This window comes from Microbacterium sp. LEMMJ01, from assembly GCF_002114135.1.
In the GTDB taxonomy this organism is placed as follows: domain Bacteria; phylum Actinomycetota; class Actinomycetes; order Actinomycetales; family Microbacteriaceae; genus Microbacterium.
This window is the reverse complement of record NZ_NCTV01000029.1, coordinates 1-18,833: the sequence shown is the minus strand read 5'-3', so window position 1 is coordinate 18,833 and position 18,833 is coordinate 1. Positions and strand designations below refer to the sequence as shown.

Genomic DNA, 18,833 nt, shown 5'->3' with positions numbered 1-18,833 from the left:
GTTCGATCAGCAGGGTTTCGGTTCGATCACGTTGCCTGCACTGGAACGCACAGTCTTCACTGGAACCGCGCGCTTCGGCAAGCGCATACCCGAGATACCCGGAGACCCATGACCCCTCGACCAGCCGTCCTCGCCGCTCTCTCGACGGAGGCGTGGGACCTCGTGTTCGACGACGCGCGGCGCGCCCGCCTGCAGACCCTGGCCGCGCCCGGCGGTCCGCTGCACGTTCCCGCTCTCGACGCCCCGACGCTGGACGACCGCCTCGCCGCCGTGGAGGTCCTGGTGACGGGCTGGGGCGCTCCGGTCCTGGACGCGCCCCTGCTCGATCGGCTCCCCCGGCTGCGCGCGGTGTTCCATGCGGCAGGGAGCGTGCGCGGTCTCGTGTCCGACGCGTTCTGGGAACGTGACATCCTGCTCACCTCGGCCGCCGAGGCCAACGCGGCTCCCGTCGCGGAGTACACGCTCGCGATGATCCTGCTCTCCGGCAAGCGCGCCCTCCTCCCGCTCCGTACCGCCGACGCACAGCACGACCTGCGCGTCGGCCCCCGCGTCGGGGGCCGCATCGGCAACCTCGACCGCACGGTGGGCATCGTCGGGTTCTCCCGCATCGGGCGCCGCGTCGTCGACCTGCTGCACCCCTTCCCCGGCCTCGAGGTGCTCGTCGCCGACCCGTACGCGGACGCCGAGGAGGTGGCCGCGGCCGGTGCCCGGCTCGTCCCGCTCGACGCCCTGCTCCCCGCCGTCGATCTGCTCTCCCTGCACGCCCCCGCTCTGCCCGCGACCCGGCGGATGATCGGCCGCGCGCAGCTCGCCGCCCTGCGTGACGGCGCCACCGTGCTCAACACCGCCCGGGGAGCCCTCCTCGACCACGACGCCCTGCTCGTGGAGTGCGCCGCCGGTCGCCTCGATGCGATCCTCGACGTCACCGACCCGGAGCCGCTTCCGCCCGACCACCCGCTGCTGCACCTGCCGAACGTCGCGGTGACCCCGCACCTCGCCGGCTCGCTCGGCACCGAGGCGCACCGGCTGGCCGACGCCGCCCTCGACGAGCTGGAGGCGTGGGTGGCCGGTCGTCCGCCTCGACACCCCGTGCACCGCGCCGACCTCGCGCACAGCGCATGACACTCCTCGCGCTGCCTCCGGACGACCGCGCGCTCTCCCCGCACACGGGATGGACGCGTGCGCACCTGACGACGGTCGCCGATGCCATCCTCGACGGGGCCGCCCGTCACGCGAGCCCGGCGGGCGCGGGCATCCGCTACCCCGGCACCCCCGGTGGCTTCGGCTCCGCGGTCGATGCGCTCGAGGGGTTCAGCCGCACGTTCCTGTTGGCCGCGTTCCGTATCGCCGGCGACCCGCTCGGCACGGAGGCGCTGGCCGACCGCTACGCCCGGGGCCTCGCTGCGGGCGTCGACCCCGACGGTGCCGAACGGTGGCCGCGCCCCGATGAGGTCGACCAGGCGAAGGTCGAGGCGGCGGCGCTCGCGCTGGGCCTGCACCTCACGCGCGACACGGTGTGGGCGCGCCTCGACGACACGGCGCGGACCCACACCGTGGACTACCTCGCGGCGTTCGTCGGCGGCAGCTACCCGCCGAACAACTGGGCGTGGTTCCGGGTGCTCGTCGAGCAGTTCCTGGAGAGCGTCGGTGGGCCGTACTCAGCCGCGGATCGCGCGACCGACCTCGCGCTCCTCGACGGCTTCGAACGCGAGGACGGTTGGAGCGCCGACGGCGCCGCCCGGTCGTTCGACCACTACGCCGGCTGGGCGCTGTCCTTCTATCCGCTGCTCTGGGCGGACATGGTCGGCGCGGAGCCGCGGCACACGGACCGGGTCGCCCGGTACCGCCGCCGGCTCGACGCGTTCCTCGACGACGCGCTGCACCTCGTCGGCGCCGACGGCGGACCGCTCATCCAGGGACGCAGCCTCACCTACCGCTTCGCGACGGCCGCCGCGGCCGGGGTCGCGGCGTTCTCCGGCACCTCGCGGCATGACCCCGGCCTCCTGCGCCGGACGGTGAGCGGTCAGGTCCGGCACTTCACCGCCCGCGGTGCGCCGGATGCGACCGGAGTGCTGCCCCTCGGCTGGTACGGCGCCTGGCGCCCGCTCGCCCAGGACTACTCCGGCCCCGGCTCCCCGTACTGGGCGGCGAAGGGTCTCCTGCCGCTCGCCCTCCCCGCCACGCATCCGTTCTGGACCGCCGTCGAACAGCCCGTGCCGATTGATCGGGGGCCCTTCACCCGCGTCCTCCTGGCCCCGGGGTGGCTGGCGACGGGCACCGCGGACGGCATCGTGCGCGTGGTCAACCACGGCACCGACCACCGCACCCCCGGTGCGTTCCAGCCCGATGCTCCCCTGTACGCGAAGCTCGGGTACAGCACCGCGACCGCCCCCGTTCTCGCCGGCCCCGGGGCACGCGACCCGCTCGACGGCACGGTCGCCGTGGTGCGCGGGGGCCGAGCGAGCCACCGCTCCGGCTTCCTGACGGGAATGCTGAGGGAGACGGACGGCACGGCGCTCGGCGGTTCCTCCGGCCCCGTGCACTGGCACGACGGCGTCCGCGTGGAGTTCGACGTCGGCGGAGGCGGCACGGCCGTCGAGACCACGGTCGGCCCGGTGGTCGATGTGGTGTCGGCGGTGCGCGGACCGTGGGAGGTGCGGTTCGTGCGGGTGCGGGCGGGCGCAGGGCCGGACGGAGCGATCCACGACGGCGACGTCCTCCGCATCGGCGGGTGGGCCCTGTCCGCCGCCACCGTCGTCGAGACCGGCCCCGCGGCCGTCACCGCCGCCCTCACCCCCGGCGGGGAGACGCGGAGCCGGGTGGTGGGCCTCCACGGCCTCGACGACGCGACCGCGGGGGTCCGGCGGGCGCGGGACGTGACCCCGCTCGGCCCGGAGACCGTCACCCCGTGGCTCTCCGCGCCGGTGCGACCCGACACCTGGATCGCGGTCGGCGTGCTGCTCGGGGGCTCGCCCCTTCCACCGGAACTCGAGCTGCAGGAAGGGGACGCGACGGTGTCGTGGCCGGACGGCGCCGCGACGACCTTTCGCCCCGACGAGCAGCTGCCCCGCGGATGAGCGTCAGCGGTGTGCCGTGCTCGCCCGCTCCACGAGCCGCGTCGGCACCACCACGGGCGCGGCGCGGTCTGTCGCCGTCCCGTCGCCCTCCACAGCCGCGATGAGCGCTGTCACCGCCCGCTGCGCGAGCGCCGCGAAATCCTGCCGGACGGTCGTGAGCGGCGGGAGGAAGTTCGCCGCCTCGGGGATGTCGTCGAAGCCGACCACGCTGACGTCCGACGGAACCGCGCGCCCGGACTCCGCCACCGCCCGCAGCAGCCCGAGCGCCATCTGATCGTTGGCGCAGAACACCGCGGTCGCGCCTAGAGCCGCGCCCGCGGCGAAGCCCGACTCCGCGCTCCAGTCGCCGCGCACGACCGGCGGTGGCACGGCGCCGGCATCCGCCAGGGCCTCGCGCCAGCCCCGCTCGCGCTCGGCCGCGGCGAACGAGCCCGCCGGTCCCGCGAGGTGGTGGACGGTCTCGTGCCCGAGATCGAGCAGGTGGCGGGTGGCGGCCTGCGCTCCCGCGGCATGATCGCTGTGCACCACGGCCGCTCCGGCGCCGGCGGGGGCATCCACGACGACGAGGTGCAGCTCCGGCGGCAGGGTCGCGGCGGGGACGAGCGCGGAGGCCTCGTTCAGCACGAGAGCCCCGTCCACGCCCTGATCGGCGAGCCGGGCGAACGCGGCCTCCACGCCGTCCGCGGCCGTGACGACGGTGAGCGCGTATCCACGATCCGCCGCCGCTTCGGCCGTGGCCTGCAGCATCCGGGAGTTGCCGACCGTGGCCAGAGTGGTCACGACGAGGCCGAGGGTGTGGCTGCGCCCGGTGCGCAGAGCCCGCGCCGCCCGGTGCGGTCGGTAGCCGAGCTCGGCCATGGCGGCTTCGACCCGCGCCCGGGTCTGCGGGTCGACCCGGGGGCTGCCGTTGACGACGCGGGAGACGGTCTGCCCCGAGACGCCGGCGCGCGCCGCGACGGTGGCCATGGACACGCGCGCGGCCGTCGTGGGCTTCTCGGCCACGGGAACCTCCGTTCACAACTCCGTCGTGTTGACGTTAGCACGCGGCCGTGCCTACCATGTTGACGTGAACACGCCCGCATCCCCGGAGGTCCCCACGGAGCGTCTCGGCGCCGGTGTCGTCAAGCGCCCGACCACCCTCGCCGACGGCCGCGACCTCATCTACTACGACGACCCGGACACCACTCTCGGTGCCGAGCGGTCGGTCGACGCCCGCACCCTGGCCCCGCGGCCGGACACCGCGACCATGCGGCTCGACGTGCTCACGGGCGACTGGATCACCGTCGCCGCCAACCGCCAGAACCGCGTCATGATGCCGGGAGCCGACGCCGACCCGCTCGCGCCGCAGACGCCGGGGAATCCGTCCGAGGTGCCGTCCCGGTACGACGTGGCCGTGTTCGAGAACCGCTCCCCCGCGTTCGGCCCCGCCCTCGCCGAGCCGGTCGGCACCGCCCCCGGGGCGACGAACCCCCCGCGCGGCCTCGACGACCTCGCGGCCCTCGGACTCGGGCGCACCCGTACCGCGGTCGGCCGCTGCGAGGTCGTGTGCTTCAGCCCCGAGCACTCCGGCTCCTTCGGGACGCAGACCGTGACCCGCGCCCGCACCGTGATCGAGGCCTGGGCCGACCGCACCGCCGCCCTGTCCGCCCTCCCCGGCATCCAGCAGGTCTTCCCGTTCGAGAACCGCGGCGAGGCGATCGGCGTCACGCTCCCCCACCCGCACGGCCAGATCTACGCGTACCCCTACGTGACCCCGCGCACCGCCCGGGTGCTGGACGCGGTCGACCGCACCGCGCCCGACCTCTTCGCCCGCATCCTCGCCGAGGAGCAGGCGTCCGAACGGGTGGTATTCCGCGGCGAGCACTGGACGGCGTTCGTGCCCTTCGCGGCGCGGTGGCCGCTCGAGGTGCACCTCATGCCGCATCGGCACGTGCCGGACCTCGCCGAGACCACGGCGGAGGAGCGCGACGAGCTCGCCCCGCTCTACCTCCGCCTCCTCCGCGGTGTCGACGCGCTCTATGACAGCCCGACGCCGTACATCGCCGCCTGGCACCAGGCTCCGGTCCACGTCGGCCGCGACACCGTGCGCCTGCACCTGCAGCTCACGAGCCCGCGCCGCGCCGCCGACAAGCTCAAGTTCCTCGCAGGTTCCGAGGCCGCGATGTGGGCGTGGGCCGCCGAGGTCGCGCCCGAGCAGGGCGCCGCCCGACTCCGCGAAGCGATCGCCCGCACCGATCAGGAAGCCTCCGCATGACCTCCGCACACGACGCCGCCGCCGAGCTCTTCGCCGCCCTCGCCGGGCGCACCCCGGACGGCGTCTGGTCGGCGCCGGGACGCGTGAACCTCATCGGCGAGCACACCGACTACAACGACGGCTTCGTGCTCCCGTTCGCCATCCCGCAGCGGACGGTCGCCGCGGTCGGTCGCCGCGCCGACGGCCGGCTCCGCGTCGCCTCGACCTTCGCGGACGAGCCGGTGGAAGTGGCCCTCGACGAGCTGGACCGCCTCTTCCCCACCCCACCCGGGACGGAGCCCGCGGTGCCGGAGTGGGCCGCCTACCCGCTGGGCGTCGCCTGGGCGCTCCGTGCAGCGGCCGGCATGACCGCGGTCTCCGGCCTGAACATCGCGATCGCCTCCGACGTCCCGGTCGGTGCCGGTCTCTCGTCGTCCGCCGCGATCGAGGGCGCGACGGCCGCGGCACTGAACGAGCTCTGGCGCACCGATCTCGACGCCGTGGCCCTCGCCCGCGTCGGGCGGACGGCGGAGAACGAGGCCGTGGGCGCGCCCACCGGGATCATGGACCAGATGGCCTCGATGCTCGGCGAGCCCGACGCCGCGATCTTCCTCGACTGCCGCTCCCTCGCCGCCGAGGTCGTGCCGCTGGGCATGGCCGATGCCGGACTCGCGGTGCTCGTGATGGACACCCGTGTCACGCACGCGCACTCCACCGGCGGCTACCGGGAGCGCCGCGCCGCGTGCGAGCGCGGGGCCGCGATCCTCGGCGTGCCGGCGCTGCGCGACGTCGCGGTGGCCGACCTCGCCCGTGCCGAGAGCCTGATGGACGACGTGACCTTCCGCCGCGTGCGGCACATCGTCACGGAGAATCAGCGCGTGCAGGACACCGTCGCGACCCTGCGCACCGCGGGCGCGCGCGGCATCGGCGACCTCCTCGTCGCCTCCCACGCGTCCATGCGCGACGATTTCGAGATCTCGACGCCCGAGCTCGACGCCGCCGTGGAGACCGCCCTCACGTCGGGCGCGGTGGGTGCGCGCATGACCGGCGGCGGGTTCGGGGGCGCAGCGATCGCCCTCGTCGACCGCGACGCCGTGCCCCACCTCGCCGACGCGGTGCGGGGGCGGTTCGCTGCCGAGGGCTTCGTCGCCCCGCACCTGTTCGAGGTCAGCCCGTCCGCAGGTCCGCGCCGCGACGCCTGACACAATGAAGGGTCGAGCCGCCACCGCCGCGGCAGGAGAGGAACGCATGTCCTGGATCGTCACCGGCGGCGCCGGCTACATCGGTGCCCACGTCGTCCGCGCCCTCGCGGAGGCCGGCCTCTCCCCCGTCGTGCTGGACGACCTCTCCAGCGGTCTGGCCTCCTTCGTGCCGGAGGGCGTGCCGTTCGTGCAGGGCAGCATCCTCGACCGCGCCCTCGTCGAGGAGACGCTGCGCACGCACGAGGCGGAGGGCGTGATCCACGTGGCGGGCTACAAGTACGCCGGCGTCTCGGTCCAGCGCCCGTTGCACACCTACGCCCAGAACGTCGAGGGCACGCGGATCATCCTGGAGGCGATGGCGGCGGCGGGCGTCGCGAACATCGTCTTCTCCTCTTCGGCGGCCGTGTTCGGCACTCCGGACGTGTCGCTCGTCGTCGAGGACACCGCCAAGAAGCCCGCGAGCCCGTACGGCGAGTCCAAGCTCATCGGCGAATGGCTGCTCCGTGACCAGGCGATCGCCACCGCCGACTCCGACCGCCCGCTGCGCCACACCTCGCTGCGGTACTTCAACGTCGTGGGCTCGGCCGACCCGACGGTCTACGACGTCAGCCCGCACAACCTCTTCCCCATCGTCTTCGAGGCGCTGATCGAGGGCCGCACCCCCAAGATCTTCGGCGACGACTACGACACCCCTGACGGCACGAACGTCCGCGACTACGTGCATGTCGGCGACATCGCCGCCGCCCACGTCGCCGCAGCGCAGCGCCTGGCCTCGGGCGCTCCGATCGAGCCCGCGTACAACCTCGGCTCCGGCGACGGCCTCAGCGTGAAGCAGATCATGGATGCGGTCGCCCGTGTCACCGGCATCGACTTCACCCCGGAGATCGGCCCGCGCCGCCCCGGCGACCCGGATCGGATCGTGGCGACCGGCGAACTCGCGGCCCGCGACCTCGACTGGACCATGCGCTACACGGTCGACGAGATGGTGCGCACGGGCTGGGAGGCCCGCCGCGCCGCCGGCTGACCTCAGACGTCGCGCGTGCGCAGAGGGTAGAGCCAGAAGCACAGCCACCCGACGGCGGTGAACGCCAGCGGGATGACCGCCAGCATGAGCCGGATGCCGCCGTCGACGGCCTCCGGCTGCGCGTCGCCGAGCTCGGCGTCGAAGCCGGTCGCGGTCAACACGGCCGCGGCGACGATCGCCTGGAGGACGACGGAGCCGCGGACGACGAAGCCGTTCACGCCGAAGTAGGCGCCCTCGCGGCGGTGGCCCGTGCGATGCGCATCGTCGTCGATGATCTGGGCGAGCACGACCTCGAGGAGCTGCAGCAGCCCGCCGACGCCGACGCCGACCGCGATGCCGACGAGAGCCGCCGCCCCCACGGACGTCGGGATGAGGTAGCCGAGCACCACGACCCCGAACACCCCGACGCTCCACAGCAGGGCCGTGCGCGGGGAGGTGCGCCGGACCACCGCGCTCCACAGCACGATCGACGGGATGGCCGTGACGAAGATGGCGCCGAGCAGGAGGCTCCCCTCGCCTTCGGCCGCCCCCAGCGAGTAGCGGACGTAGAACGGCACGGCGGCGAGGATCACGGCGATCGAGGTCTGCACGCAGAGCGAGCCCAGCACGTACGGCACGAAGGCGCGGTTGCGGAACGTGTAGATGAGCTGGTCCCGCCAGCGCATCGCCTCGGAGGCGGCCTCCGGTACCCGGCGCTCGATCATCCCGCCGAGGAACGACCAGGCGAGCAGCACGAGACAGACACCAGACAGCACGAGCGCCATCCCCGGCCAGCCGATCGCGTCGTAGAGCGCTGGAGCGCCGGCCGTGCCGAGCACCATGCCGAGGATCGCGAAGATCTGCCGCGGCACGTTCCCGCGGGCGCGCTCCTCCGTGGTCCGGAAGATCTCCGGGAACAGCGCGGAGATGTTCAGCACCACCACGACGAAGGCGATGTCGTAGACCGCGACGACCACGAGGAACCAGACGATGAGCCCGGCCGCCGGGAGCGCGGGCGGCATCCAGACGAGGGCGAAGGCCACGACGAGCGGCACGATGCCGAGCCCGATCCACGGGATGCGGCGGCCCCACGGCGTGCGGATCCGGTCGGAGAGCGCCCCGACGACCGGGTTGAGCGCCGCGTTGAGGATGCCGTGCGCGATCATCGCCGCCGCCACCCACCCCGCGGGGACGGCGAGGTGCGAGACGTAGAAGTACACGACGAATGCCGAGAACGTCTGCGTCATCAGCTGCGTCGGGAACCCTGAGGCCCCGAAGGCGATGGTCTGGGCGCGGGACGGAGCGGCGTCGAGACGGCGGTCGCGCAGCCGTTCGCCGAGCGCCGTCACCGGGCGTCTCCCCGCTGCAGGTCCCGCAGCGCGCGCCAGCCGACGCGGACCAGGCCCTCCTCGGCGATCGTCTGCTGCACGAGCGGATCGTCGAGCAGCCGCAGCTCGTAGCCGCGCTTGGCCGCCGCGAAGTCCACCGCGGCGCGCAGCTCCTCGCCGTCGGCCATCGGATGCAGGTAGATCTCGGTGACCCCGGGCGGGACGGCGCGCAGCACCGCGAGGAAGCCGTCTCGGACCTGCTCGTACGACTCCTCGTCGGCGGTGCCCTCGCCGCGCAGCTCGAACGGGTGCGTCCACAGCCGGTCGACGATCTCGACGCCGAACGCATCGGCCACCGCCGCGGCCTCGGTGAGCTTCGCCTGCAGCATCGGATCGGCGTCCGCCCCCTCCATCTCGCGGGGCAGGCGGAAGGGGAGGCCGTGCCGGGCGGCGAGCTCGAAGACGGCGCGCAGGAAGTCACGGCCGGTCAGCAGCCCGTAGACGGATCCCATGTGGTTGTCGAGGTGGGTCACGTCGACGCCGGCGTCGAGCGCGGTCTGCAGCTGGGCGGCGATCTCGGCCGCGACATCCGCTTCGGAGGCGTGCTGCTCCACGGTCGCGACGTCGGCGGGGAAGAAGCCGGCGGCATCGACCAGGGTCGAGGCGCCGGTGAGCGGGCGCCATCGGTACCGGCGCCACTCGCTCGTGAGCACGAGGTGCACGCCCACGTCGAGGTCCGGGTGCGCGGCGGCGAAGGCGAGTGCTTCCGGGGACCACGCGCAGGGCACCATCACCGTCGCCGAGTCGATCCGGCCGCGCACGAGGAGACCGGAGATCGCGGCGTTGGCGGCATGGCACATCCCGAAGTCGTCGGCGTTGAGGATGACCGCCCTGGCACCAGACGGCAGTCCGAGTCGGTCGGCGAGGGCGGAGGAGGCGGTCATGGCGTGTCCTGTCGGGCGGGCGGTCAGCGGCCGGCGGCGGCTGCGCGGGAGGGGGTGAGGATCCGGGTGAAGACATCGGCACGGAGCGCGGAGGCCGCCTCGCCCACGGCTCCGACGAGCGGCGCCTCCGGCCCGAACGCCGAGGCGAGGAAGCGGAGCGGCAGCTGCGCGGAGAACTCGTCCGCGACGCGCTCGATCGCGTCCAGGAGCGCCGGGTGCACCGCCTCCCCGCCGAGGATGAAGGCCTCGGGATCGAGCACGAGCGCGACGCTGCCCGCCGCGAGGAAGAGCCGCCGTCCGATCTCGGCGACGAGGGCCTGCGCCGCCTCGTCGCCGTGCCGCGCCGCCTCCAGGTGGGCGAGGAACGGCGCGTCGACATCCAGTCCGAGGCCGAGGGCGAGGTCGCGCACCACCGTGGCGCCCGCGACCGGGGCACCGATGGGCACCGGCGTCTGCGGGAGATACATGACCTCGCCCGCCACGCCGGAGAACCCGCGGTGCAGCGCCCCGTCGATCACGATTCCGGCGCCGAGGTCGTCATCGAGCAGCAGCAGTGCGAAGCTCGCGAGGTCGATGCCGACGCCGGTGGTCGACTCGGCGAGGGCGGCGAGGTTGACGTCGTTCTCGACGCGGACCGGGCAGTCGAGGGCGGTCGCGAGGGCCGAGCGGAAGGCGCCGCCGTCCGGTCCCTGGTCGTCGCGGATCGCGCCGTCGGCGGCGACGATGCCGGGCACTCCGACGACGGCGAGGTGGAGCGCGCCCTTCACGGACCGGCGGCAGGCCGCGACGAGGGCGGCGATGTGCGCGACGCGGTCTTCGCCCGCGGGGAAGGCTCCGTGCCGCTCGGCCCTGACGGCGCCGGTCGCGTCGACGAGGACGACGTGGGCCGCGTGATGGTCCACGTGGACCGCTGCCGCGAAGCCGAGGGCCGGGTGCAGCGCGACGCGGCCGGCCGCCGGTCCGCGAGTGTCGCGGTCGACTCCGGCCGCGGTGACGGCTCCCGCGGCGTCGAGCATCCGCAGCACCTGGGTCACGGCCGTGCGGGAGAGGCCGGTCGCCGCCATGAGCTCGGCCCGAGTCTGCGGTCCGCTCCGGGCGAGACGCTCGAGGATCGCGCGGCCGTTGAGCGTGCGGAGCAGGGTCTGCGGTCCTGCGAGGGGTCGTGACATGCGGCGGAACCTCTGGGGGGTCGATTCTCGTGCGGAGTCGGTGCCCGCCAGCCTGCCACATCGTGTCGCACCCGTCGACCCGTCTCCTCCGGCGGCGTCGCCTGCACGCCCCGGGCACGGTTGCACGACGGAACACGGGTTTCGGTCCCCCAGACGTACCCGGGTCGTGCAGGTGTGACCGGACCCCGGAGGTACGTGTGACCGGAGGGACGGGGCGGAGGGACGGGGCCGGGGGACGGGGCCGGAGGCTGTCGTGCAACCGGGGTCTCGTCCACGCCCGCGACAGCTGCACGACCCGGGCACGGTTGCACGACGGAACTCGGGATTCGTCCCCACAGACGTACCCGGGTCGTGCAGGTGTGCCCGGGTGTCGGAGGAGGAAGGGACGGGAAGGGACGGGAGGGGACCGAGGGACGTCGGGGGGGGTCCGCATAGGGTGGAGGGATGACGCCCCTGGTGATCCGAGACGCCGTCGCCGACGATGCCGAGGCCGTGGCCGGAGTGCATGTGCGCTCGTGGCAGGCGGCCTACGAGGGCCTCATCGACCAGGAGGTGCTGGACGGGTTGTCCGTCTCGGAACGGGCCGACGGGTGGCGCCGCATCTTCGCCGACCCCCTCCCCACGAGCCTCGGGACCCTGGTGGCCGAGCGCGACGGCACCGTCGTCGGCTGGGCGTCGTTCGGCTCCGGCCGCGACCCCGACGGCCTGGACGATGCGGAGCTGTACGGCATCTACGCCGATCCCACCGCGTGGTCGACGGGGGCGGGGCACGCCCTCCTCGACGCCGCCGAGCAGCGCATGATCGACGCCGGCCACACCCGCGCCTACCTCTGGGTGCTCGACGGCAACGACCGCGCCGACGGCTTCTACGCCCGGCACGGGTGGGAGCTCGACGGGGCCACGAAGATCGATCAGCGTCCGCAGTTCACGCTCCGCGAGCACCGCCGCGTCAAGCACCTCGCCCCGCGCTGAGCCGTCCCGCCGTCAGTCCAGCGCGCTCATCACGTGCTTGATCCGGGTGTAGTCGTCGAAGCCGTACTGCGACAGGTCCTTCCCGTATCCGGAGTGCTTGAAACCACCGTGCGGCATGTCCGACACGAACGGGATGTGGGTGTTGATCCACACGCACCCGAAGTCGAGGTCGCGGGAGAGGCGCAGGGCGCGGGCATGATCCCGCGTCCACACCGATGCGGCGAGCGCATACGGCACGTCGTTCGCCATCGCGAGCGCCTCCTCCTCGGTGTCGAAGGGCTGCACGGTCAGCACCGGTCCGAAGATCTCGCCCTGCACGACCTCGTCGTCCTGCTGCACGCCGGTCACGACGGTCGCCTCCCAGAAGTAGCCCCGGTCGCCCTGCCGCGCCCCGCCGGTCGCGACCGTCGCATGCGCGGGAAGCCGGTCGACGAAGCCCTGCACCTGCGCGAGCTGGGCCGCGCTGCTCAGCGGCCCGTACAGCACGCCCTCTTCGTCCGGGGCCCCGGTCCGCGCGTGCGTGCGGGTCCGCTCCACCAGTGCGGCGACGAGCTCGTCGTGCACCGACGCGTGCACGAGCACCCGAGTCGCCGCGGTGCAGTCCTGACCCGCGTTGAAGAAGGCCCCGGTGACGATGCCCTCGACCGCCTTCTCGATCGACGCGTCAGGGAAGACGATCGCGGGCGCCTTGCCGCCGAGCTCCAGGTGCACGCGCTTGACGTCGTCGGCCGCGGAGCGGGCCACGGCCATGCCCGCCCGCACCGAGCCGGTGATGGCCACCATCTGCGGCGTCGGATGGTCGACGAGGGCCGCTCCGGTCTCGCGGTCGCCGAGCACGACGTTGAGGGTGCCGGCGGGGGTGTGTCGCGCGACGATCTCCGCGAGCAGCAGCGTGGTGAGCGGCGTGGACTCCGCCGGCTTCAGCACGACGGTGTTCCCGGCGGCGAGGGCGGGAGCGATCTTCCATACCGCCATGTTCAGGGGGTAGTTCCACGGCGTCACCTGCCCGATCACGCCGATCGGCTCCCGCCGCACGAAGGAGGTGTGCCCGGGGAGGTATTCCGCGGCAGCGCGACCCTCGAGGCTCCGCGCGGCGCCGGCGAAGAACCGCAGCTGGTCCACCGACTGCAGGATCTCGTCGGCGACGAGCGTCGCCCGCGGCTTGCCGGTGTCCTTCGACTCGAGGTCGGCGAACTCCTCGGCCCGCGCGGCCATCTCCTCGGCGATGCGGAACAGGGCGAGCTGGCGCGCGGACGGCGGCGTGTCCCGCCAGATCGGGAACGCCTCCGCGGCCGCGGCGTACGCGGCATCCACGTCGGCACGGTCCGAGATCGGGATCTCGCCGTAAGCTTCCTCCGTCACCGGATCGATGAGCGGCAGGCGCCCGCTCCCCGCTGCGGTGACGGCGCGACCGCCGATGAAGTTCTGCAGGGGCACGGTCATCGTCGACGGTGAGGACATAGCGCCATGGTAGCCATCCGAACGCGGAATCTGTAGCTTTTCGTCCACAGATCGACGGATTCAGTTGCGTAGCACCCATACGAATGTCACGATCGGTACATGAGTCCGAAGACGCCTCCCCCCGCCCTCGACGACATCTCGAAGCGCATCGTCGAACTGCTGCAGGAGGACGGTCGGCGTCCCTATGCGGAGATCGCCCGCGAGGTCGGGCTCAGTGAGGCCGCCGCCCGCCAGCGGGTGCAGCGACTGACCGAATCGGGCCTGATCCAGATCGTCGCCGTGACCGACCCGCTGCAGCTCGGCTTCCACCGCATGTCGATGATCGGGATCCGGGTGTCCGGCGACCCCCGCGCGATCGCGGAGGAACTCACGGCGATCCCGGAGCTCGCGTACGTCGTCGTCACGCTCGGGACGTTCGACATCCTCGTCGAGGCGGTGTGCGAGGACGACGACCACTTGCTCGACCTCATCGCCACCCGCATCCGCACCATCCCCGGCATCATCCAGACGGAGAGCCTGCTCTACGCCGGCCTCTACAAAGACCTCTACAACTGGGGAACGCGCTGACGCGCTCCCCTCGCATCGGAGTGAACATGGGCACCACGGTCTTCGAACGCCGGCGTCCTCCGCAGTCCGTCATCGACGACGCCCTGCGCGACACGGCCCTGTCGGTCTTCTGGCTCGACGACGTCGAGCGTCCCGCGCACCCGCCGCTCCGCGGCACCGTGCATACGGACCTCGTGGTCGTCGGCGGCGGCTACACCGGACTCTGGACAGCCGTGCGCGCGAAGGAGCGGGATCCGGAACGGAGGGTGGTGCTCCTCGAGGCGTCCCGCGTGGCCTGGGCGGCGTCCGGGCGCAACGGCGGCTTCTGCGAGTCCAGCCTCACGCACGGCCACGAGAACGGCGTGAACCGCTGGCCCGAGGAGATCGACCGCCTGGAGGAGCTGGGCCACGAGAACCTCGACGGCATCGCCGAGACCGTGCGGCGGTACGACATGGATGCCGAGTTCGAGCGGACGGGCCAGCTCGCGGTGGCCGTCGAGCCGCATCAGGTCGAGTGGCTGCGCGAGGAGGAGGGCTTCCTCGACCGGGAGGCGGTGCAGGCGGAGGTGCACTCGCCCACGTTCCTCGCCGGCGCGTGGGACCGGGACGGCTGCGCTCTCGTACACCCGGCGAAGCTGGGGCTGGAGCTCGCGCGGGTGGCCGTCGAGCTCGGCGTGGAGATCCACGAGCACAGCATCGTCCGGCGGATCGAGGGCGCGGACTCGGGTCCGGTGACCCTCGTCACGGAGCACGGCCGGGTGACCGCCGACGCGGTGGCGCTCGCGACGAACGTGTTCCCGTCGCTCCTCAAGCGCAACCGCCTCATGACGGTGCCCGTGTACGACTACGTGCTGATGACGGAGCCGCTGTCGGCCGAGCAGCTCGCCTCCATCGGCTGGCGGAACCGCCAGGGGCTCGCCGACAGCGCCAACCAGTTCCACTACTACCGGCTCACCGCGGACGACCGGATCCTGTTCGGCGGCTACGACGCGGTCTACCACTTCGGCGGCAAGGTGCGCCCCGCCTACGAGGATCGGATGGAGAGCCACCGGCGGCTGGCCTCGCACTTCTTCACCACCTTCCCGCAGCTCGCCGGCCTCCGCTTCACGCACCGCTGGGCCGGGGCGATCGACTCGTCGAGCCGGTTCTGCGCGTTCTTCGGCACCGCCCGCGGCGGCCGGGTCGCCTACGCCACAGGGTTCACCGGCCTCGGGGTCGGCGCCGCCCGGTTCGCCGCCGATGTCATGCTCGACAAACTCGCCGGCGAGGAGACCGAGCGCACGCAGCTGCGGATGGTGCGCGAGAAGCCGATCCCGTTCCCGCCGGAGCCGGCCGCGTCCGTCGGGATCAACCTCGTCCGCGCCGCGATGGACAGGGCCGACCACAACGAGGGGCGCCGCAACCTGTTCCTGAAGACGCTCGACGCCCTCGGCATGGGCTTCGACTCGTGACCGCGCTCGCCCCGGGGGCCGTCGTCGAGGCCGGACGCCTCGCGCTCACGCACACCCCGCTGCCCGACGAAGACGTCCGCGACGGCGCGCCGAGCACGGCATACACGGTGCTCGACGACGCAGGCGGGATCGAGATCGGCGTCTGGGAGATGACGCCGGGCACCGCGGTGGACGTCGAGGAGGACGAGGTGTTCGTCGTCCTCTCCGGTCGCGCGACCGTGACGTTCACCGCGCCCGCGCTCCCTCCGGTGGAGCTCGGCCCCGGGTCCGTGATGCGGCTCACGGCCGGCATACGGACGGTCTGGACGGTGAGTGAGACCCTGCGGAAGGTCTCGATCGGGATCTGACGGCCGCTGCCGACCAGGCCCGCTCAGGCCCGGCGGACCTCCGCGTGCGGGATGCGCGCGGCCATGACCCGCACCGCCTCCGGGTTGTCGTCGACGAGCACCGCCTCCCGCCCGAGTGCAGAGGCCACGGCTCCGGTCGTGCCGCTGCCCGCGAAGAGATCGAGCACCCGGTCGCCCGGCCGGCTCGACGCGGTCACGATGCGCCGCAGGATGCCCTCCGGCTTCTGCGTCGGATACCCCGTCTTCTCGCGCCCCGTGGTCGGGACGATCGTGTGCCACCACACGTCCGTCGGGAGCTTGCCGCGCGCGGCCTTCTCCGCGGTCACCAGTCCCGGCGCCATGTACGGCTCCCGGTCGACGTCGTCGGAGTTGAACACGTACGTCCGCGGGTTCTTCACGTACACCAGGATCGTGTCGTGCTTGGTGGGCCACCGCCGCCGGGACTTCGCGCCGTAGTCGTACGCCCAGATGAGCTCGTTGAGGAAGCAGTCCCGGCCGAACACCGCGTCGAGCATGACCTTCGCGTAGTGCGCCTCGCGGTAATCCAGGTGCAGGTACAGGGTGCCGTTGTCGGCGAGCAGCCGCCAGGCCTCCTCCAGCCGCGGCATGAGGAAGGCGCCGTAGTCGTCGAAGCTGTCGTCGTAGGCGCGCAGCATGCCGCGCACCCGCTCATACCGGTGCCCGTGGAAGCCGTGTCGCACCTCGGGCTCGCCGGGCGCCCGTTCAGGGCTCCGGCCCTCCGCCGCAGGCTCCGCCGATGCGGGGCTGCCCCCGTCCGGATCCGCCGGCTCTTCCTGGGGTGGGAACGTGCGGCGGACGGTGACCACCTGCCGCTCCCGCACCCGCCCGGTGTTGAACGGCGGGTCGAGGTAGACGAGCGTGAAGGATCCGGACGGCAGGGTCGCCGCGACCGCGAGGTTGTCCCCCTCGATCACCGACACCCGCCCCGGGACCTGGGCCTCTGGGCCGCCCCCTTGGGTCCCTGAGCCTGTCGAAGGGCCCTGGGTCCCTGAGCCTGTCGAAGGGCCTGAGCCTGTCGCAGGGCTCACGGAACCCGGTGCAGCCACGCGTCGGTCGAGAACTTCGACTCCACCAGCGCCTGGGCATCGGCGTACTCGTCCGGCGTGATGCCGCCGCCCTCGGCGGAGGTGAGCGAGCGGAACGTGTCCTTGAAGCGCTCGATGATCTCGGCACGCTCCAGTCCGGTCTGGCTCCGCAGCGGGTCGACGCGCTTGGCTGCCGAGGTCGTCCCCTTGTCGCTGAGCTTCTCGCGGCCGATCCGCAGCACCTCGGTCATCATCTGGCCGTCGATGTCGTAGGAGAGGGTGGCGTGGTGCAGCACACCTCCGTTCGCGAGGCGCTTCTGCGCGGCGCCGCCGATCTTGCCGGTCGGGCTCGCGATGTCGTTGAGCGGCTGGTAGACGGCGTCGATGCCGAGCGACCGGAGCGCCTGCAGCACCCAGTCGTCGAGGAACGCGTAGGAGTCGGCGAAGGTCATGCCCGCCACGAGCGAGGCCGGCACGTACAGCGAGTAGGTGATGATCTGTCCCGCCGCCATGAGCATCGCCCCGCCGCCGGAGATGCGGCGGACGACGTCGAAGCCGTGCTTCGCGGCGCCCTCGGGATCGACCTCATTGCGGTACGACTGGAACGACCCGATGACGACGGCCGACTCGTCCCACTCCCAGATGCGCAGGGTCGGACGCCGACGCCCCTCGCCGACGCGGGAGGTGAGCACCTCGTCGAGGGCGAGGTTCATGCGCGGCGAGACCGCCTTCTCGTGGACGATCTCCCAGTCGAAGTCGCGCCACCCGGGCGCGGTGACCAGAGCGCGACGCACGGCGGTGCCCACGGCCTCGGGGCTGAAGCCGAGCAGCTGCGCCCCCTCGGGGAGGGCACCGCGGACGGCCGCGGCGATGGCCGTGGCGTCGGACTCGGCGGGGAGGCCCTCGACGGCGGCGTTGATGTCGTCGAGCGCGGAGTCCGGTTCGAGGAAGAAGTCCCCGGCGAGCCGGAACCGCGCGATCCGGTCGTTCTCGACCTCGAGGTCGACGACGACGAGCTTGCCCCCAGGAACCTTGTATTCACCGTGCACGGATCCAGCTTAAGGCGCACGCTGCCGCCGTGGTCAGCCGCCGAGCACGACGACGCGTTCCCCGGCCCTAATCGGCGTGGAGTAGCGGTTGCCTGGTGTGGGCAGGGGGCAGATGAACTGGTCGGAGAAGGCGCACGGCGGCAGGTACGCCCGGTTGAAGTCGATCACGGCGGACCCGTCGGCGGCGGGCTCGTCGACGGGGAGGAACCGGAACCGGTACGTCTCCAGCCCGTTCGTCCCGTCGGCGAAGACCGCACTCAGCGCTCCGCTCCCGCTGCGGGTGACCGTGAGCTCGTGCGGGGCCCCGGCGAGCTCGAACCGCAGGCGTCCGGCGATCGGGGTCTCGCGCTCCTCGCCGTCGACCGCCGTGACGACGATCCGCTCGTCCGGCGCGGGCTCGAACGTGGCCGGGATCCGCCATCGCTCGTCGGGGGCGTAGGCGTCGATCGCGGTGAACCACTCCCGCTGCGGACGAGCCGGGTTCCAGACGCGGAGCGCCAGCAGTCCGTTGCGGTCGAACACACGCAGCTCGCGCCGCCCGAGGCGCAGGGTCTGGGTGCCGCGGAGGGTGACGACCGACCCCGACGGTCCGAGCTCACTGCCGCGGATGCCGCCGTCCCCGGTGAGGGCCCAGAGTCCGGGTACGCCGTCGACCGCGGCGGGTTCGGTGATGAGCCAGTTCGTGGACTCCAGCGCGGACGGCCCGTATTCCGACCCCGCGTAGCGCTCGCGCGCCGCATGCCACTCGTGCCAGTCCGTCAGGAAGCTCATCGCCGCGGGCCCTCCCCTCGCTCGTGCGGATGTGCCCCGAATCTAGGGCTGCCCCCGTCGCCCGTGATCCCCGTCCGTCACACGCCTTCACCCCGCGTCATCCCGCGTCACACTCCCCCTCCGTCCGTCCCTCCCTCCGGTGCGGGGTCACACCCGTCCCTCCCCACCCCCTCCCCCGCCCGTTCCTGATCCCGCCCCCGGCCGCCCCCACCGCCGGTCTCCCGCGCGGGATCA

At 73.1% G+C, this 18,833-nt stretch carries 17 protein-coding genes; 9 read left to right on the top strand and 8 right to left on the bottom strand.

All coding sequences use genetic code 11. The features are described 5' to 3' along the window. Nucleotides 1-108 precede the first annotated feature (108 nt). Both B7W94_RS08590 and B7W94_RS08585 read left to right on the top strand, forming a co-directional pair. Nucleotides 109-1,122 (top strand): hydroxyacid dehydrogenase, encoded by a 1,014-nt coding sequence (locus B7W94_RS08590; RefSeq protein ID WP_139833299.1) that lies wholly within the window; start codon nucleotides 109-111, stop codon nucleotides 1,120-1,122. Further along, nucleotides 1,119-3,077 (top strand): DUF2264 domain-containing protein, encoded by a 1,959-nt coding sequence (locus B7W94_RS08585; RefSeq protein ID WP_085605942.1) that lies wholly within the window; start codon nucleotides 1,119-1,121, stop codon nucleotides 3,075-3,077. The genes B7W94_RS08590 and B7W94_RS08585 overlap by 4 nt, the downstream gene beginning before the upstream one ends. A 3-nt stretch (nucleotides 3,078-3,080) precedes the next feature. On the opposite strand, the gene B7W94_RS08580 is transcribed toward B7W94_RS08585, so the two are convergent. Next, entirely contained in the window at nucleotides 3,081-4,043 is a 963-nt protein-coding gene (locus B7W94_RS08580) for a LacI family DNA-binding transcriptional regulator (protein ID WP_085605940.1), read from the bottom strand. A 100-nt stretch (nucleotides 4,044-4,143) separates the two neighbouring features. Here B7W94_RS08580 and galT point away from each other — a divergent pair, with 100 nt between their 5' ends. The 3 genes from galT to galE are packed head-to-tail and all read left to right on the top strand — an operon-like array spanning nucleotide 4,144 to nucleotide 7,536. Then, nucleotides 4,144-5,331 (top strand): galactose-1-phosphate uridylyltransferase, encoded by a 1,188-nt coding sequence (galT, locus tag B7W94_RS08575; protein ID WP_025105449.1) that lies wholly within the window; start codon nucleotides 4,144-4,146, stop codon nucleotides 5,329-5,331. Further along, complete coding sequence (galK, locus tag B7W94_RS08570) at nucleotides 5,328-6,512, top strand: galactokinase (protein ID WP_085605939.1); 1,185 nt, start codon at nucleotides 5,328-5,330, stop codon at nucleotides 6,510-6,512. The genes galT and galK overlap by 4 nt, the downstream gene beginning before the upstream one ends. 46 nt (nucleotides 6,513-6,558) lie before the next feature. Continuing rightward, nucleotides 6,559-7,536, top strand: coding sequence for a UDP-glucose 4-epimerase GalE (gene galE, locus B7W94_RS08565; protein WP_085605937.1), 978 nt, complete (start codon nucleotides 6,559-6,561; stop codon nucleotides 7,534-7,536). Between the two features lie 2 nt (nucleotides 7,537-7,538). Here the strand turns inward: galE and B7W94_RS08560 are convergent, their stop codons facing one another. Genes B7W94_RS08560 through B7W94_RS08550 form a run of 3 tightly spaced genes read right to left on the bottom strand, consistent with a single transcriptional unit; the run spans nucleotide 7,539 to nucleotide 10,956 of the window. Beyond that, nucleotides 7,539-8,864 (bottom strand): MFS transporter, encoded by a 1,326-nt coding sequence (locus B7W94_RS08560; protein WP_085605935.1) that lies wholly within the window; start codon nucleotides 8,862-8,864, stop codon nucleotides 7,539-7,541. Next, complete coding sequence (locus tag B7W94_RS08555) at nucleotides 8,861-9,787, bottom strand: polysaccharide deacetylase family protein (protein WP_025105445.1); 927 nt, start codon at nucleotides 9,785-9,787, stop codon at nucleotides 8,861-8,863. The genes B7W94_RS08560 and B7W94_RS08555 overlap by 4 nt, the downstream gene beginning before the upstream one ends. A gap of 23 nt (nucleotides 9,788-9,810) precedes the next feature. After that, nucleotides 9,811-10,956 carry an ROK family protein gene (locus tag B7W94_RS08550; RefSeq protein WP_085605933.1) on the bottom strand — a complete coding sequence of 382 codons (1,146 nt, stop codon included), beginning with the start codon at nucleotides 10,954-10,956 and terminating at the stop codon, nucleotides 9,811-9,813. Nucleotides 10,957-11,400: 444 nt separating this feature from the next. Between B7W94_RS08550 and B7W94_RS08545 the strand changes: the two genes are divergently transcribed. Continuing rightward, nucleotides 11,401-11,928, top strand: a complete 528-nt coding sequence (locus B7W94_RS08545; RefSeq protein ID WP_025105443.1) for a GNAT family N-acetyltransferase — start codon at nucleotides 11,401-11,403, stop codon at nucleotides 11,926-11,928. Between the two features lie 12 nt (nucleotides 11,929-11,940). On the opposite strand, the gene B7W94_RS08540 is transcribed toward B7W94_RS08545, so the two are convergent. Beyond that, nucleotides 11,941-13,389, bottom strand: coding sequence for a gamma-aminobutyraldehyde dehydrogenase (locus tag B7W94_RS08540; RefSeq protein ID WP_085605931.1), 1,449 nt, complete (start codon nucleotides 13,387-13,389; stop codon nucleotides 11,941-11,943). 99 nt (nucleotides 13,390-13,488) lie between these two features. Between B7W94_RS08540 and B7W94_RS08535 the strand changes: the two genes are divergently transcribed. Genes B7W94_RS08535 through B7W94_RS08525 form a run of 3 tightly spaced genes read left to right on the top strand, consistent with a single transcriptional unit; the run spans nucleotide 13,489 to nucleotide 15,733 of the window. Further along, a complete protein-coding gene (locus B7W94_RS08535; protein ID WP_025105441.1) occupies nucleotides 13,489-13,956 on the top strand; it encodes an Lrp/AsnC family transcriptional regulator in 468 nt (155 codons plus the stop codon). 26 nt (nucleotides 13,957-13,982) lie between these two features. After that, nucleotides 13,983-15,386, top strand: a complete 1,404-nt coding sequence (locus B7W94_RS08530) for an NAD(P)/FAD-dependent oxidoreductase (protein ID WP_085605929.1) — start codon at nucleotides 13,983-13,985, stop codon at nucleotides 15,384-15,386. Next, the gene (locus B7W94_RS08525) at nucleotides 15,383-15,733 is read left to right on the top strand and encodes a cupin domain-containing protein (protein ID WP_085605927.1); all 351 of its coding nucleotides are present in this window, start codon (nucleotides 15,383-15,385) and stop codon (nucleotides 15,731-15,733) included. Before B7W94_RS08530 ends, B7W94_RS08525 begins: the two co-directional genes overlap by 4 nt. A 23-nt stretch (nucleotides 15,734-15,756) precedes the next feature. On the opposite strand, the gene B7W94_RS08520 is transcribed toward B7W94_RS08525, so the two are convergent. The 3 genes from B7W94_RS08520 to B7W94_RS08510 form a co-directional block, all read right to left on the bottom strand. Next, nucleotides 15,757-16,674 carry a DNA-methyltransferase gene (locus B7W94_RS08520; protein ID WP_085605925.1) on the bottom strand — a complete coding sequence of 306 codons (918 nt, stop codon included), beginning with the start codon at nucleotides 16,672-16,674 and terminating at the stop codon, nucleotides 15,757-15,759. Nucleotides 16,675-16,778: 104 nt separating this feature from the next. Then, nucleotides 16,779-17,828, bottom strand: coding sequence for a lipoate--protein ligase family protein (locus B7W94_RS08515; RefSeq protein WP_085605923.1), 1,050 nt, complete (start codon nucleotides 17,826-17,828; stop codon nucleotides 16,779-16,781). Nucleotides 17,829-17,861: 33 nt separating this feature from the next. After that, nucleotides 17,862-18,599 (bottom strand): DUF1684 domain-containing protein, encoded by a 738-nt coding sequence (locus tag B7W94_RS08510; RefSeq protein WP_062765531.1) that lies wholly within the window; start codon nucleotides 18,597-18,599, stop codon nucleotides 17,862-17,864. Nucleotides 18,600-18,833 lie beyond the last annotated feature (234 nt).